The organism is Streptomyces sp. NBC_00631 (assembly GCF_045206895.1).
In the GTDB taxonomy this organism is placed as follows: domain Bacteria; phylum Actinomycetota; class Actinomycetes; order Streptomycetales; family Streptomycetaceae; genus Streptomyces.
In genome coordinates this window covers 9,342,236-9,357,925 of sequence record NZ_CP107734.1, presented here as the reverse complement: position 1 = coordinate 9,357,925, position 15,690 = coordinate 9,342,236, and the positions used below count along the sequence as shown (strand labels likewise).

At 71.9% G+C, this 15,690-nt stretch carries 15 protein-coding genes; 6 read left to right on the top strand and 9 right to left on the bottom strand.

All coding sequences use genetic code 11. The features are described 5' to 3' along the window. Positions 1-14: 14 nt before the first annotated feature. On the bottom strand, positions 15-1,133 hold the full coding sequence (locus OHB00_RS42465; protein ID WP_406443147.1) for an acyl-CoA dehydrogenase family protein: 1,119 nt from the start codon (positions 1,131-1,133) through the stop codon (positions 15-17). 108 nt (positions 1,134-1,241) lie between these two features. Between OHB00_RS42465 and OHB00_RS42460 the strand changes: the two genes are divergently transcribed. Together OHB00_RS42460 and OHB00_RS42455 are read left to right on the top strand one after the other, a co-directional pair. After that, positions 1,242-2,063, top strand: a complete 822-nt coding sequence (locus OHB00_RS42460; RefSeq protein ID WP_406443145.1) for an enoyl-CoA hydratase/isomerase family protein — start codon at positions 1,242-1,244, stop codon at positions 2,061-2,063. Between the two features lie 34 nt (positions 2,064-2,097). Continuing rightward, positions 2,098-2,598: a MaoC family dehydratase gene (locus OHB00_RS42455; RefSeq protein ID WP_406443143.1), complete on the top strand. Its 501-nt coding sequence runs from the start codon at positions 2,098-2,100 to the stop codon at positions 2,596-2,598. Here the strand turns inward: OHB00_RS42455 and OHB00_RS42450 are convergent. Beyond that, positions 2,577-3,977: a family 1 glycosylhydrolase gene (locus OHB00_RS42450; protein ID WP_406443141.1), complete on the bottom strand. Its 1,401-nt coding sequence runs from the start codon at positions 3,975-3,977 to the stop codon at positions 2,577-2,579. The genes OHB00_RS42455 and OHB00_RS42450 overlap by 22 nt on opposite strands. A 166-nt stretch (positions 3,978-4,143) precedes the next feature. After that, positions 4,144-5,052: a crotonase/enoyl-CoA hydratase family protein gene (locus OHB00_RS42445; protein ID WP_406443139.1), complete on the bottom strand. Its 909-nt coding sequence runs from the start codon at positions 5,050-5,052 to the stop codon at positions 4,144-4,146. Positions 5,053-5,160: 108 nt separating this feature from the next. Between OHB00_RS42445 and OHB00_RS42440 the strand changes: the two genes are divergently transcribed. From OHB00_RS42440 to OHB00_RS42430, 3 genes are read left to right on the top strand one after another with little or no spacing between them, the layout of a single operon-like run. Beyond that, positions 5,161-5,928, top strand: coding sequence for an enoyl-CoA hydratase/isomerase family protein (locus OHB00_RS42440; protein WP_406443138.1), 768 nt, complete (start codon positions 5,161-5,163; stop codon positions 5,926-5,928). Positions 5,929-5,946: 18 nt separating this feature from the next. After that, complete coding sequence (locus OHB00_RS42435; protein ID WP_406443136.1) at positions 5,947-7,101, top strand: acyl-CoA dehydrogenase family protein; 1,155 nt, start codon at positions 5,947-5,949, stop codon at positions 7,099-7,101. Then, positions 7,098-8,120, top strand: coding sequence for an LLM class F420-dependent oxidoreductase (locus OHB00_RS42430; RefSeq protein ID WP_406443135.1), 1,023 nt, complete (start codon positions 7,098-7,100; stop codon positions 8,118-8,120). Before OHB00_RS42435 ends, OHB00_RS42430 begins: the two co-directional genes overlap by 4 nt. Before the next feature lie 64 nt (positions 8,121-8,184). Here the strand turns inward: OHB00_RS42430 and OHB00_RS42425 are convergent, their stop codons facing one another. The 6 genes from OHB00_RS42425 to OHB00_RS42400 form a co-directional block, all read right to left on the bottom strand. After that, positions 8,185-8,934: a FadR/GntR family transcriptional regulator gene (locus OHB00_RS42425; RefSeq protein WP_406443133.1), complete on the bottom strand. Its 750-nt coding sequence runs from the start codon at positions 8,932-8,934 to the stop codon at positions 8,185-8,187. A gap of 17 nt (positions 8,935-8,951) precedes the next feature. Continuing rightward, complete coding sequence (locus OHB00_RS42420) at positions 8,952-9,353, bottom strand: Zn-ribbon domain-containing OB-fold protein (RefSeq protein ID WP_406443131.1); 402 nt, start codon at positions 9,351-9,353, stop codon at positions 8,952-8,954. After that, entirely contained in the window at positions 9,350-10,510 is a 1,161-nt protein-coding gene (locus tag OHB00_RS42415; RefSeq protein WP_406443129.1) for a thiolase family protein, read from the bottom strand. The genes OHB00_RS42420 and OHB00_RS42415 overlap by 4 nt, the downstream gene beginning before the upstream one ends. Continuing rightward, positions 10,507-12,072, bottom strand: a complete 1,566-nt coding sequence (locus OHB00_RS42410) for an AMP-binding protein (RefSeq protein ID WP_406443128.1) — start codon at positions 12,070-12,072, stop codon at positions 10,507-10,509. Before OHB00_RS42410 ends, OHB00_RS42415 begins: the two co-directional genes overlap by 4 nt. Positions 12,073-12,097: 25 nt before the next feature. Continuing rightward, positions 12,098-13,588, bottom strand: coding sequence for an aldehyde dehydrogenase family protein (locus tag OHB00_RS42405; RefSeq protein ID WP_406443127.1), 1,491 nt, complete (start codon positions 13,586-13,588; stop codon positions 12,098-12,100). Positions 13,589-13,686: 98 nt separating this feature from the next. Further along, entirely contained in the window at positions 13,687-14,829 is a 1,143-nt protein-coding gene (locus tag OHB00_RS42400) for an acyl-CoA dehydrogenase family protein (RefSeq protein WP_406443125.1), read from the bottom strand. A 100-nt stretch (positions 14,830-14,929) separates the two neighbouring features. Here OHB00_RS42400 and OHB00_RS42395 point away from each other — a divergent pair, with 100 nt between their 5' ends. Beyond that, complete coding sequence (locus OHB00_RS42395) at positions 14,930-15,685, top strand: SDR family NAD(P)-dependent oxidoreductase (RefSeq protein WP_406443123.1); 756 nt, start codon at positions 14,930-14,932, stop codon at positions 15,683-15,685. The last annotated feature ends 5 nt before the right edge of the window (positions 15,686-15,690 follow it).

The following is a 15,690-nucleotide window of genomic DNA, read 5'->3' as shown; positions in this document are numbered from 1 at the left end:
ATCCCCGGGATTTCTCAGATGCCGAGCCGGGCGGCCAGCAGTTCCCGGTGGTACGACGGTGTGCCGAGCAGCACCTCGGAGCTCTTGGCCCGCTTGAAGTACAGGTGCGCGGGGTGCTCCCAGGTGAAGCCGATCCCGCCGTGGACCTGGATGTTGTCGCCGGCGACGCGGGTGAAGGCCTCCGAGCAGAAGGCCTGCGCCAGGGCCGCCGCGACGGCGATCTCGGTGTCGTCCCCGGCGTCCAGCGCCCACAGTCCCCCGTATGCGGCCGAGCGGGCGGACTCGATCTCCACCAGCATGTCGGCGCACTTGTGCTTGATCCCCTGGAAGGAGCCGATCGGACGCCCGTACTGCACCCGGATCCGCGCGTAGTCCACGGCGGCGTCCAGCGCGGCAGCCGCTCCCCCGACCTGTTCGGCGGCGAGCAGGACGGAGGCGGTGGCGAGGGTGCGTTCGAGTACGGGCCATGCCACGCCCTCGGGACCGATCAGGCGGGCGGGGGTGCCGGCGAACTCCAGGCGGGCCTGTTTGCGGGTCTGGTCGAGGGTGGGGAGAGGGGCGCGGGTGAGGCCCGGTGCGTCGGCGCCGACCGCGAAGAGGCTGATGCCCGCGGGAGTGCGGGCGGCGACCAGGAGCAGGTCGGCAAGGTGGCCGTCGGGGACGTAGGTCTTCGCGCCGGTCAGCCGCCAGCCGTCGGCGGTGTCGCGCGCGGTGAGCCGGATGCCGGGGGCGTCCCAGCGGCCGACGTCCTCGGTGAGCGCCAGCGTGGCCACGGTGTCGCCGGCGGCGATCCCCGGCAGGAGGTCGCGGCGGGCCTGCTCGTCGTCGCAGCGCAGCAGGGCCTCGGCGGCCAGGGCGACGGTGGCGAAGTACGGCTCGCACAGCAGCGCGCGGCCCGCCTCCTCGAAGACGACGCCCAGCTCGGCGTAGCCGAAGCCCGAGCCGCCGTACTCCTCCGGTACGGCGAGCCCCTGCAGGCCCAGTTCGCCGGCCATCCGCCGCCAGACGACAGGGTCGTGGCCTCGCGGGTCGGCGGCCAGCCGGCGCACCGCCGCCTCGTCGGAGTACTTGGCCAGGAAGGACCGTACGACCGTGCGCAGTTCGTCCTGTTCCTGGCTGAAGGTGAGATCCATGCCGAGCTTCCCGTCCTCGGTGCGACGCGTCTGCCGATCGCTTGCCGCTCTCCGCTCGATACAGTTAGATAATTATAGTATCCGCACTGATTACGCCAGGAGCGCGACGTGACCGATCCCTATGCCCCGTTCACGAGCCTGACCTTCGAGCGGCCCGCGCCCGGCGTGCTGCGCATCGTGCTCGACGCCCCGAACCTCAACGCGGTCGATCCGCGGATGCACGGTGAACTGGCCGACGTCTGGCCGGTGATCGACCGGGACGAGCGGACCCGGGCGGTGCTGGTCCAGGGGGCGGGCCGGGCGTTCTCGGCGGGCGGGACCTTCGACTCGATCCAGGCCCTGACCGAGGACCACGCGGTGCGCGCCCGGGTGATGCGCGAGGCGCGGGACATGGTGTACGGGGTGATCAACTGCTCCAAGCCGGTGGTCTCCGCGATCCACGGGCCGGCCGTCGGGGCCGGGCTGGTCATCGGCATGCTGGCGGACGTCTCGATCGCGGCCCGGACGGCGAAGATCGTCGACGGGCACACCCGCCTCGGGGTCGCGGCCGGTGATCACGCTGCCATCTGCTGGCCCCTGCTGTGCGGCATGGCCAAGGCCAAGTACTACCTGCTGACCTGCGAGGCCCTCACGGGCGAGGAGGCCGAGCGGATCGGGCTGGTGTCGAAGTGCGTGGCCGACGAGGAGGTGCACGCCGAGGCGCTGCGCGTGGCGAAGGTCCTGGCCGCCGGTCCCGCGAGCGCCATCAGCTGGACCAAGCGGTCCCTCAACCACTGGTACCGCACCGCCCAGCCGGTCTTCGAGGCCTCGCTCGGCCTGGAGTTCTTCGGGTTCGCGGGTCACGAGGTCGTCGAAGGCCTGGCGGCCCATCGCGACAAGCGCGCCCCGGACTTCGAGGCCGTGGCGGACAAGCACCGGCTCGACCTGTGAGAACACCCCTGGCCCGTACTGAGAGGACCGCACGATGACCGAGCAGCAGACGATGACCGACGTCCCCCCGCTGGTACGGGGGCTGACCTATGAGGAGATGCCGGTCGGGCAGGTCTTCCGGACCGCCCGCCGGACCGTCACCGAGACCGACCTGGTCAACTTCGTCACCTGGGGCGGCTTCACCGAGCCGCTCTTCTGGGACGCCACGCACGCGGCGGAGGGCGGTTACACGGGCCGGCTGGTCCCGGGGGGTCTGACGTACTGTCTCGCCGAGGGACTGGTCCTCCAGACGAACGTCCTGCACGGCACCGGCCTCGCCTTCCTGCACATGGAGCTGGACGTACTGGGTCCGGTGTACGTCGGCGACACCCTGTACGCGGTCGTGGAGACCACGGACTGCCGCCCGTCGAGCAAGCCCGGCCGGGGCGTGGTGACCAGCCGGATCACCGTGCGCAACCAGCGGGACGAGGACGTGCTGGTCTACCGCCCCGTGCGGCTGATCCGCGGCCGGGACTACGAGGCGCCGGCGCCCTGAGCAGGGGACACCAGGGTCAGGCCGGTCCGCGGGCCGGCGGCGGGCGGGGCGGCGAAGGCTCCCCCCTGCACCCAGTCGGACGGCATCGCGGGCCGGGGCGCGAGTTCGTGGTCCGGGACGGCCATCGCGTACAGGCGGGTGTAGCGGAACTTGGCCTCCAGGTTGTCCAGGACCGACCAGTACTCGTAGCCGCACACCTCCACTCCGGCGTCGACGAGCCCCGCCAGCCAGGAGAGCCGGGCGCGCAGCAGAGCCCGGCGCCGGGCGTCGTCGCGGTGTCCGGTGCCGTCGACCAGGTCCAGGTCGCCCATGCCGTTGTCGACGACGGACAGCGGGGGCAGCAGGTCGCCGTACAGGTCGCACAGGCCCGCGACGGCGTCGGCGAGCCCCTCGGGGATGATGGGCCAGCCGTAGGCGGTGGTCTCCACGTCGTCGAAGGGGACGATCGCGAAGCCGAGGCCGACGAGCAGCCGGTTGACCTCGTTGAGGGCGCTGCGGCACTTGGCGCTCGGCAGCACCCGGGGCAGGTTCTCGGGCGCGGTGACGCGGAACGGGGTGTGCCAGGACACGGCCAGCAGGTCCTGGGCGGTGGCGATGACGTCCAGGTCGCCGGGGCGCACGCACCCGGCGGCCGCCACGGGCGCGAGGTCGTCCTCGGTCACCATGTGCTCGCCGAGGAGCAGGGGGTCGAGGAAGATGCGGTTGGTCCAGCTCTCCAGGCGCTCCAGGGCGAGCCGGTCGTAGGGGTCGTCGGTGGCCGGGTAGCCGCCCACGAGGGTGACCGTGGTCCCGATCCGGCCGGTGGCACCCGCGGCCCGCAGGGCCTGGGTGGCGAGTCCGTTGGCGAGGAGGATGTGGTGGACCGCGGGGAGCCCGGCGCGGCCCGCGCCGCGGCCCGGTGAGTACATTCCGGCCACGTGGTCGGCGAGGGTGGGCCCGGCCAGGTCGGTGGAGGTGATCCAGCGTTCCACCCGGTCGCCGAAACGCCGGCCCAGCTCGGCGGCGTACGCCGCGAAGTGCTCGGCGGTGTCGCGGGCGAGCCAGCCGCCGGCGCCGTCCAGCCACGGCGGCAGCGTGCGGTCGACGAGGGTGAGAGCGGGCCGCGTCCCCTGTTCGAGCAGGGCGTCGAGCGTGCGCTCACAGCGGTCCAGTGCCTGCCGGTCCCAGCTGCCGTGGCCGTCGGGCTGGAGTTCGGGCCAGCCGGCGACCATACGGTGCGTGCCCGCGGTGACACCGAGCAGGTCACGGATGTCGTCGGTCCACTGCCTGAAGTGTCCGCCGCGTTCCGGCGGAGGCGGCGGTGCGGCCGCGACGGTGTCAGCGGTGGCGACCCCCCAGTCGACATCGTGGAGGGATTGACGCAGGAAACCATCGCTCATGGTTACCGTCCAGGCGGTGAATGGTTCAGCGCATTCAACTGAATGCCCGCCGACCGGACGCTAACACTTCGAGCAAACTACGACAATGTTTCGGCCAGATCTCCCGGAGGTGGCTCAGGGCACCCGGAGGAGCCGGCGCCCATGACGACGTGGTCGAACGCCGGCATCACGCCTCCCGGCTGCCGGGTGACCGCTCCTCGAAGGGGCGGAACTCCTCGTCCTGCCACCAGGGATAGACGGGGGGCATGTCCTTGCTGACCCGGCCCGGGAAGGCGGGCGACCGCTTGGCGAGGAACGACTCGACGCCCTCGACGGGGTCCGGGCCGCCGCCGATCTGGCTCATGATCCGTGAGTCGAGCCGGTGCGCGGCCATCGGGTGGGGCTCGCCGAGCATCCGCCACATCATCTGGCGGGCGAGGGCGACCGAGACCGCCGAGGTGTTGTCGGCGATCTCCCGGGCGAGTTCGTACGCCGCGGGCAGCAGTTCCTCGGGCGGATGGACGGAGCGCACCAGCCCGGCCCGCAGCGCCTCGTCGGGACCGACGAGGCGGCCCGTCGCCACCCACTCCATCGCCCGCTGCATGCCGACCGCCCGCGGCAGGAACCAGCTCGCCGCCGACTCCGGCACGATGCCGCGGCGCGCGAAGACGAAGCCGAACTTCGCCGCGGTGGAGGCCAGCCGGATGTCCATGGGCAGGATCATGCTCGCCCCGACACCCGCAGCCGGGCCGTTGACCGCCGCGATGACCGGCTTGGTGCAGGAGAAGATCCGCAGGGCGACCCGGCCGCCGGTGTCCCGATGCCAGGCGCCGGCTCTGCGGTGGTCGAAGGAGGATCCGCCGGAGCTGACGTCGGCGCCGGCGCAGAAGCCGCGTCCGGCGCCGGTCACCACGATCACCCGTATCCCGTCGTCGGTGTCGGCATCGGCCAGGACGTCGAGCAGGTCCTGCATCATCCGGGGGTCGAAGGCGTTCAGCCTCTCGGGCCGGTCGAGGGTGACGGTCAGGATCCGGTCCGCCGCCTCGGCCCGAACGGTCTCGTACTTCCGCTCCGGCTCGTACTCCTGCTCCGGCATGCGCGTCCTCCGTCACTCCACGGACCGGCTCACGGGCCGGTTCTCAGAAAGCTAAATTAGTTATAGCATTCAACTCCATTGACTGCTTCCTGGACGTAGGCGGGGAAGATGACGGATCTGGTGGTGACGGCCGTCGGGCCGGTCCGGCTGGTCGAGCTGAACCGGCCGGAGCAGCGCAACGCGATGAGCGACGAGCTGCACACCGGCCTCGCGTCGGTATGGGGCGAGGTCGCCGCCGACCCGGAGGCACGGGTGATCGTGCTCACCGGGCGCGGCCGGGCCTTCAGCGCCGGCGGCAACCTCGACACCATGACCCGGGTCCAGCGCGACAGCGTCTTCCGGCAACGGCAGGTCGACGAGGCCCGCGGGATCATCACGGGCCTGGTCCGCTGCCCGCTCCCCGTGATCGCGGCGGTCAACGGCCCGGCCGTCGGGCTCGGTTGCAGCCTGGCCCTGCTGAGCGACCTGGTGCTGATCGCCGACGACGCCTACGTCGCCGACCCGCACGTCCAGGTGGGTCTGGTCGCGGGCGACGGCGGCGCCTACGTCCTGCCGCTGCTCGTGGGCCTGACCCGGGCGAAGGAACTGCTGTTCCTGGGCGACCGGGTGAGCGCGGGGGACGCGGTCCGGCTGGGCATCGCCAACCGCGCCGTGCCCGGGGAAAAGCTCATGGACGAGGCCATGGACCTGGCCGGACGGCTGGCGGCCCTGCCCGCGCAGGCGCTGCGCGAGACCAAGCGCGCGGTCAACCGGCACCTGGAACAGGCCCTCGACACCGTGATGGAACCGGCTCTGCTCGCCGAACGGGACACGATGCACTCGCCGGACCACATCGCCGCGGTCGAGCGGATCATCGCGTCACGCGGGCGCCGCTGAGCCGGAGAGGAGACCCGGATGGACTTCGCGTTCAGCGAGGAGCAGGAAGAACTGGGGCGCACGGTGCGGGCGTTCCTGGCGGCCACCTCGCCCGAGACCGAGGTGCGGCGCCTGATGGAGACCCCGGAGGGCTTCGACCGGGCACTGTGGCGCCGGATGGGCACGGAGCTGGGCCTGCAGGGGCTGGCCGTCCCCGAGGAGTACGGCGGCGCCGGGTGCGGGCCGGTCGAAGTGGGCGTGGCCATGGAGGAGATGGGCCGCGCGCTGCTGTGCGCGCCCTTCCTGTCCTCGGCCGTCCTGGCCACGACCACACTGCTGTGCTCCGCCGACGAGGAGGCCCGCACACGGCTGCTGCCGGGCCTGGCCGCCGGCGAGCTCGTCGCGACGCTGGCCCTGACCGAGGACTCCGCCCGCTGGGACGCGCCCGGAGTACGGCTCACCGCCCGCGAGTCCGCCGGACGTTGGTGGCTCACCGGACACAAGATGTTCGTCCTCGACGGCGCGGCCGCCGATGTCGTCCTCACCGTGGCCCGGACCGACGACGGAATCGGCGTCTTCCTGGTCGAGGGCGACGCACCCGGGCTGACCCGCGCGCCGCTGCCCACGATGGACCCCACCCGCCGGCAGGCACGCCTCGACTACCACGACGTACCGGCGGCCCGGTTGCGCACGCACGGCGACGGCTGGGACCTGGTCACGCAGGTCCTCGACCGGGCCGCCGTGGCACTGGCCGCCGAGCAGGTCGGGGTGGCCTCCCGGGCGCTCGACATGGCGGTGGAGTACGCCAAGGTGCGGCACCAGTTCGGGCGGCCCATCGGCTCCTTCCAGGCCGTCAAGCACCTCCTGGCCGACGTCCTCCTCGAAGTGGAGTCGGCGCGCGCCGCCGCGCACTACGCGCTGCTCGCGGCCGAGAGCGCGGCCCCGGACCTGCCCGCCGTGGCGAGCCTGGCCAAGGCGTTCTGCTCCGACGCCTGTCTGCAGGCGACGGCGGAGAACATCCAGGTCCACGGCGGCATCGGCTTCACCTGGGAGCACCCGGCCCACCTGTACCTGAAGCGGGCCAAGACATCGCAGCTGCTGTTCGGCGACCCCGCGTACCACCGCGAACTGCTGGCACAGCGCATCGGATTGGACACGGACACCGACACAGTCTCGGTCGAGGGAGCGGTATGAAGGTCGACGGCAAGCTCAACGTGTGGAGCACCGCGAAGGTCGTGGCGGAAGCCCGGCACCACGAGAAGGCCGGCTACGACGGGCTGTGGGCCTCGGAGTCCAAGCACGACCCGTTCCTGCCGCTGCTGCTGGCCGCCGAGCACACCGACCGGCTGGAGGTGGGCACCGCCATCGCGGTGGCCTTCGCGCGCTCCCCCATGCAACTCGCCTACACCGCACATGACCTGCAGGAGTACAGCGGGGGGCGGTTCACGCTCGGCCTCGGCAGTCAGATCAAGCCGCACATCGAGCGGCGTTTCGCCATGCCGTGGGGCAGGCCGGCGGCCCGGATGCGGGAGTACGTCAGCGCGCTGCGCGCGATCTGGGCCGCCTGGAACCAGGGCGAACGGCTCGACTTCCGCGGCGACTTCTACTCGCACACCCTGATGTCCCCGTTCTTCTCCCCGCCGCCCGCGACCGGCGGGGCACCGAGGGTCTTCGTGGCCGCCGTCGGGGAGGGGATGACGCGGGTGGCGGGCGAGGTGGCGGACGGGCTGCTCGCGCACGGCTTCACCACGGAGCGGTATCTGCGCGAGGTCACCCTGCCGACCGTCGAGGCGGGGCTGAAGGCGTCGGGCCGCACCCGCGCGGACTTCTCCGTCTCCCATCTGCTGCTGACCGCGACCGGCCGCACCGAGGAGGAGATGGCCCGCGCGGTGGCCGGCACCCGGCAGCAGATCGCCTTCTACGGCAGCACGCCCGCCTACCGGGGTGTGCTGGAACTGCACGGCTGGGGTGAACTCGGCGACGAGCTGCTCGCGTTGTCGAAGGCGGCCCGCGAGGACAAGTGGGAGGCGATGAGCCGCCTCATCGACGACGAGGTCCTGAACACCTTCGCGGTGGTGGCGGAGCCGGAGCGGGTCGCGGGCGAGATCCGGCGCCGGTACGGCGCACTCGTCGACCGGGTGTCCTTCTACACCGCCTACGAGATCGACGCCGAGGTGTGGGAGCCGATCGTGCGGGAGCTGCGCGAGAGCTGACCGGACGGGCCCGCGCAGGAGCCGGCCGATCAACCCGTGCGAGCGGTGGGCGACGGCTCACCGGTCAGCCGAGCAGGTCCAGGACTGTGGTCATGGACCCGCTCCGCAGCAGATAGTCCTCGGCCTCCTGGAGGTGCAGGCGCCACAGCTGCTCGGCGGCCTCGGCGCTGCGCGCGGCGACCAGGTCGACGAGCGCGCCGTGGGCGCGGAAGCCCCGGCGGTTGGCCCGGATGTTCTCGGGACTGCCGGCGTCCAGGTCGACGTGGGACCAGTTCGCCTGGTCGATGATGTGCCGGACCATGCCGTTGAGGACGCCGAGCGTCTCGTTGCCCGCCAGTTCGACGACGAGGGCGTGGAACTCCATATGGGCGCGGATGAAGGCCGGCGGGTCGTCCATGAGCCGCTCGGCCCCGGCGACGGCGGCCCGCAGCCGCGACAGGTCCTCGTCCGTGCGCCGCTCGGCCAGCAGACCGGCGCACGGCGCCTCGATCACGGTACGGGCGTCGTACACGTCCTTGAGGGTCGTGCCCCGGTACTCCAGCACCACGCCGGCGTAGCGGGCGGCCACGGTGCCTTCCGGGACCTGCACCCGAGCCCCGCCCCGGGCGCCCCGGCGCACGCTGATCAGCGACTCGGACTCCAGCACCCGGAACGCCTCGCGCAGGGTCGGCCTGGACACCGCGAACTCCTCCATGAGCGCGGTCTCGGACGGCAGCGCGTCCCCCTCGGCCAGTTCGCCGCGCACGATCATCCGACGCAGCCGGGCCGCCACCAGCTCGGCCATCTTGGGGACGCGTACCGGCGTGTTCGCCACGGCGCCCACCTCCGCCCTCAGTGGGTGTTCTCCGGTACGAAGTACGGCAGCGCGATCTCGTCGGTGAGGGCGCGGAAGTCCACGCGGACGCGCAGACCGATGACGACGTCGTCGGGGGCGCCCGCGTCGACGTGCGTCAGCAGGGTGCCCCCGTCGTCGAGGTCGACGACGGCCAGTGCGAAGGGGGTCTCGAAGCCGGGGCCGGGCGCGCGGTGCACGACCGTCACCGAGTAGACGGTCCCCCGGCCGGCGCTCGGTGCGTACTGCCAGTCCCGTGACAGGCAGCCGGGACAGGCCGGCTCGGGGACGAAGAAGCGCAGGCCGCAGGCCGGGCAGTGCGGGACGACCAGTTCGCCGCGCCGGGCCGCGTCCCAGAACGGCCGGGACAGCGCGGTGGGGACGGGGACGGGCCTGCTCATCGCTGCCTCCCCAGCACGCTCATCTCGTAGTGCTGCGCTCCTGAGCCGGCGTTGCCGACGACCGCCAGCTCCGCGCCCTCGACCTGGTGCACGGCCGTGCCGCGCAACTGCCGTACCGCCTCGACGACTTTGAGTGTCATCTGCTGGGTTCCGTTCCACGCGTACGACAGACAGCCGCCGTCCGGGTTGACGGGATGCTTGCCGCCGACGGCGATGGCGCCGCCGGCCGCCAGGGGCCCGCCCTCTCCTTCCCCGCACAGCCCGAGGATCTCCAACTGTCTGATGATCTCGAAGGAGTTCGGGTCGTAGAGGGAGAAGACGTCCACGTCGTGCGGGGTCACGCCGGCCATGGCGTACGCGCGTGTGGCGGCGTCCCGGCCGAGTTGGCCGACCTCCCGGTGGAGCGCGGGGTTGGCGTACGCGGCCTGGTGGTACTCCATGCCGCCGCCGAGTACGGCGACGGGCGGCTGCGGCAGGTCCCGGGCCCGTTCGGCGGTGGTGACGACGAGTGCCGCGCCGCCCTCTCCTACGATGCAGCAGTCCAGCAGGTGGAGCGGGGTGGCCACCGGGCGTGAGGCGAGCACGTCCTCGGCGGTGTACGGGCCGCGCCCGTACATCATCGCCTCCGGGTTGGTGGTGCCGTTGTTCCGGATGGTGGCGGCGACCTCCGCGAGCTGGCGGGAGGTGGTTCCGTACTCGTGCATGTGCCTGGCGGCCACCAGCGCGAACTGGGCGACGACGTAGCTGCCCCACACGTCGGCGAACTCCAGCGGTACGCCCGCGCCGACGGGGCCCGTGCCACGCGAGACCAGCTTGCAGCCGCCGACCACGACGGTGTCGGCGAATCCGGCCCGGACCGCCGCAGCCGCTTTCAGCAGGCCCCGCGAGCCCGCGTTGTCGAGCATCGAGTCGCTGGTCCAGCGCAGGTCCCGGCCGAGCATGCGCGCCCAGGAGCTGCCCTCGCCGGGGACGCCCCCCGGGCCGGGCCAGTCGACCTGGGCGCCGTCGACGTCCGCCGGGGTCAGCCCGGCATCGGCGATCGCGCCCTGTACCGCGTCGAGGGCCAGGTCCATGGCGTCGCGGTGCGGAAGTGACAGCGCCTGCTCGGTGGCGTGCACGCCGACGACGACGGGCCGGCGACGGTCCCCGGGGTTCATCGTCCGGCGCCGAGTGTGTCGCCACCGGGATAGCCGCCTCCGCCGAAGCGCCCGTCGAGCGCCTCGTAGTCCTTCGCGTGGTCCTTCGTGCGCGGCAGGGCGTCGATGAACTCCACCGTCTTCGGCTTCTTGTACGAGGCGATCCGCGCCCGGCAGTGCTCGACGATGTCCGCCGCGGTGACCGGCCCGGCGTCCTGGTGCAGTACGACGACCGCCTTGACGTCCTGCGCCCAGCGTTCGTTGGGCACGCCGATCACGGCGGCCTCCTTCACCGCGGGGTGCGCTTCGATGCAGTTCTCGACCTCGGCCGGGAAGATGTTCTCGGCGGCCGACTTGAGCATGCGGGTCGTCGTGCCGAGGAAGCTGATCGTGCCGTCGCTCTCGCGCCGGCCGAGGTCGGTGGTGTGCCACCAGCCGAAGCGGAAGCGTTCCTCATTGGTCTCGGGCCGGTTCCAGTAGCCGAGGTGCACGAGATCGCCGCGGACGCAGATCTCCCCGACCTCGCACTCCTCACCCTGCTCGTCGAGGACGCGTACGGCGGTGAAGGGGCCGGGCCGTCCCGCGTTGCCGAGACCGCTGCCGCCGTAGGCACCGGTCACGGCGAAGCCGGTCACCTCGGTCTGGCCGTATCCGCGGCCCTCGCCACCGCCGTTGCGGGTGAAGCGGCTGGTGTCCGTGGGGACGGTGCCCTGCCACAGTGGGGCGGCGACGCTGGCCCTCAGGTGGGAGAGGTCGTGCCCGGCTTCGTGGTTCAGCGCGACGAGCTGGGCGATGGTGGGCGGCATCAGGTAGGCGTGGGTGCACTGTTCGGCCGCCAGCAGCGGGAGGAGTTCCTCGGCGACGACGCGGCGCACGATCACGTTCTTGCCGCCGTGGACGAAGGCGGGGACCCCCCAGAACTGGTAGTTGCCGATGTGGAACATCGGTCCGGCGCCGAGGAAGGCGGTCTCCGTGCCGATGTCCCCCATCCAGGCGGCGCTCGCGCCCATGGCGAGGAGGTTGCGGTGCGAGAGCATCGAGCCGGACTGCCGTCCGGAGATCGCCGCGGTGTAGATGACCAGGAGTGCGGAGTCGGGGTCGACGTGGGCGGTCGGGGCCTCGGGTGCGGCGGAGGCCAGGAAGGCCTCGTACGAGCCGGGGCCCTCGGTGTCGTGCTGGAGCCACAACGCCCCGTGGTCGGCGCCCAGTTCGGCCCGTGCCTTGCGGACGGTGTCGCCGATCTCCTCGTCCTGCCAGACCACGACCCGGGGGTCGAAGTCCTCCACGGCGAAGGCCATTTCGGGCGCGGCCCAGCGCCAGTATCCCGGGCAGACCATGGCGCCGATCTTGGCTGCGGCGCCGAGCAGCTCCCAGATGCGGAAGGAGTTCTGGCCCAGCCACAGGATGCGGTCGCCGGGTCCGACCCCGGCGTCGGTGAGGGCGTGGGCGAGCCGGTCGGTGCGCTCGTCGAGCTGCGGCCAGGTCAGCCGGATGTCGCCGTCGACGAGGGCGACGCCGTCGGGATAGGACCTGCGGTGCTCACGGATGAGGTCGCCGAACGTCAGGCTGCGGGCGGGATTCACGGTCGATCGCTCCTGTGGGTTCTCGTCAGACGCGGGCAACGCCGACGCCCTTCACGTGGATGAACTCCTCCAGCCCGGCCCTGCCGCCTTCTCGTCCGAACCCGCTGAGGCCGACGCCGCCGAAGGGTGTGGCAGGAGAAGTGATCGGGTTCGGGCCGGGGTTGACGTAGACCGTCCCGGCCCTCAGGCGGGGCACCAGGCGGTTGACGCGGGCGATGTCGCGGGACTGGATGTAGGCGGACAGGCCGTACTCGGTGTCGTTGGCGAGGGCGACGGCCTCGTCCTCCGTGTCGAACGGCATGATGGCGAGGACCGGGCCGAAGATCTCCCGCTGGGCGAGGCCGCTGCGGTTGTCGACATCGGCGAAGACGGCCGGGGAGACGAAGTAGCCGTCGGACTCGATGCGTTCACCGCCGAGGACGAGGCGTCCGGCGCCGCCCTCGACCGCCTGCTCGATCACGTCCTGGACGCGGTCGCGGGCTGCTGCGTTGACGAGAGGGCCGATGTAGGTCGACGGGTCGAGCGGGTCGCCCACGGGCAGGTGGGCGACGACTCCGGTGACGCGCGCGACGACCTCGTCGTAGACCGGGCGCTCGACCAGCAGGCGGGTGGGCAGCGCACAGCCCTGGCCGGTGTTGCTCAGGGCGAAGGCCGCGCAGTAGGGCACGACGGTGTCGAGGTCGGTGTCGGCGAAGAGCAGGTTGGCGGACTTGCCGCCCAGCTCGAACAGGACGGGTTTGAGGCTCTGGGCGGCGGCCGCCATGATGCGGCGCGCGGTGGCGGGCCCGCCGGTGAAGGAGATCTTGTCCACGCCGGGGTGGGTCACGAGGGCGGCTCCGGCGTCACCGAGTCCGGTGACGACGTTGATCACACCGTCGGGGATGCCCGCCTCGCGCGCCAGGTCGGCGAAGAGCAGGGCGGAGTACGGCGTCGTCTCGGCCGGCTTGATCACCACGGTGTTCCCGGCGGCGAGCGACGGCGGGACCTTCATCGCCAGGGAGAGCGCCGGCGAGTTCCAGGTGATGATGTGGCCGATGACGCCGTAGGGCTCGGCGAGGGTGTACTCGACGTTCTCGTGCGGGCTGTAGGCGGCGCCGACCACGCCCTCGATCTTGTCGGCCCAGCCGGCGTAGTACTCGGTCCACTCGGCGACGTGCGGTCCGACGTTCTCCGCCCAGCCGCCGATGCAGACGCCGTTCTCCAGCGGGCAGATCGCCGCGAAGTCCTCGATGTGGTCGCGGATGAGCTGTGCGAAGCGGGTGAGCAGGCGGCGCCGCTCGGCGGGCCGCATGGGCCCCCAGACCTCGAAGGCCTGCCGTGCGGCGGCCACGGCCCGGTCCACCTCGGCGGGCCCGGCGAGCGGGACGAGCGCCTGGACGAGTCCGGTGGCGGGGTTGACGTGCTCGTACAGGCCGCCGCTGGTGTCGTGGAGGTCCTTGCCGCCGATGACGAGCCGGGGGCGCGGCAGATCCCGTTCGGCGCGTTCCTGGTGCAGCTTCACGTCGACCGTGACCACGGTGCCTCCTGGAGCCCACTACGCTGCAGTCCGTACAGCTTAAATAGATAACCTATTTAGCCGAACCAATCAATGGCCCCCGCTCCCGGGAACGCTCCTCACAGCCCCAGCGACCGCCCGACGATCTCCTGCATGATCTCCGAGGTGCCGCCGAACACCCGCTGCACCCGGCTGTCGCGCCAGATGCGGGCGATCTCGTACTCGTTGACGTAGCCGTAGCCGCCGAAGAGCTGCATACAGCGGTCGATGACCGCCCAGCCGGTCTCCGTGGTCCAGTACTTGGCCGCGGCGGCCTCCTCGGCCGTCAACTCGCCCTGGACCAGGGCCATGATGCAGCCGTCGACATAGACCCGCGCGGCACTGAGCCTGGCCTTGATGTCGGCGAGGGCGAACCGGTTGGCCTGGAACCCACCGATCGGCTGCCCGAAGGCGGTGCGGGTCCTGGCGTACTCAAGGGTCACGTCGAAGGCCCGCTGCGCGGAGGCGAGCGCGGCGACGGCGATGGCGAGCCGCTCGGTGGGGAGGTTGCCCATCATGTGGTAGAAACCGCTCCCCTCCTGGCCGATCAGGTTCTCGGCGGGGACGCGGACCTCGTGGAAGAAGAGCTCGGCGGTGTCCTGGGCCTTCATCCCGACCTTGTCGAGCTTGCGTCCGCGCTCGAAGCCCTCGGCGCCGCGCTCGACGACGATCAGGCTGATGCCCTTGTGCCCGGCCGCCGGGTCGGTCTTGCAGGCGACGATGACGAGGTCGGCCAGGATGCCGTTGGTGATGAAGGTCTTGGAGCCGTCGATCACCCACTCGTCGCCGTCCCGGCGGGCGGTGGTGCGCATGCCCTTGAGGTCTGACCCGGCAGCCGGCTCCGACAGGGCGAGCGCGCAGATGGTCTCGCCGGCGATCACTCCGGGCAGCCAGCGGGCCTTCTGCTCCGGGGTGGTCAGGTTCATGAGGTAGGGCGGGATCACGTCGTTCTGGAGGCCGAGCCCGATACCGACGGCGCCGGTGGCGGCCATCTCCTCCGCCATGACGGCGTTGTAGCGGAAGTCCCGGACACCCTGCCCGCCGTACTCCTCCGGGAACTCCCAGCCGATCAGCCCGGCCTTCCCCGCCGCCGCCCAGGCGGCGCGGCCGACCTGCCCGTCGCGCTCCCACTCCGCGCTGTACGGGACGCATTCCCGCAGGTAGTAGGAGCGGGCGGTCTCGCGGAACAGGTCGTGCTCCTCGGCGAAGATCGTACGGCGCATCTCGACTCCACTCCTGCGTCTCACATACTCTGCATCTCGCTTATTTAGCTGAAGTAGTTATACGATAGCGCTGTTTTTGGTGCCGGGACAGGGAGGGCGCGTGAGCGTACGGGACAAGGTGGCGCTCGTCACCGGAGCGGGGCGCGGCATCGGCGAGGCGATCGCCGACCGGCTCGCCGGCCGGGGAGCCGCGGTCGCCGTCTGCGACCTGGACCCCGAAGCCGCGGACAAGGTGGCGGCACGGCTCGCGGAGCGGTACGGGGTGCGCGCGGCCGGTGTCGGCGCGGACATCTCCGACCGCGCGGCCGTGCATGCGGCCGTGGAGCGGGTGGCGGCCGAACTCGGCCCGGTGGACGTACTGGTGAACAACGCGGCCGTCGATGTCATCGGCCGGTTCGTCGACAGCGACGAGGAGACCTGGGACCGGATCATCGCCGTCAACCTGCGCGGGACGATCACGATGACCCGGGCGGTGCTCGACCCGATGATCGAGCGCGGCTTCGGCAGGATCGTCCACATCGCCTCGGACGCAGGCCGCGTCGGCTCCTCCGGCGAGGTCGTCTACTCCGCGACGAAGGGCGGCGTCATCGCCTTCGGCAAGGCCCTCGCCCGCGAGGTCGCCCGGCACGGCATCACCGTGAACAGCGTCTGTCCCGGTCCGACCGACACCGCGCTGCTCGGCCAGGTCGCCGAGTACAGCCAGAAGATGTACGACGCGACCGTCCGGGCCATCCCGCTGCGCCGGGTCGCGCAGCCCGGCGAGATCGCCGGTGCGGTGGCCTTCCTCGTGTCCGACGACGCCGCCTACCTGACCGGGCAGACGCTCTCGGTCAGCGGCGGCCTGACGATGGTCTGAGGTGG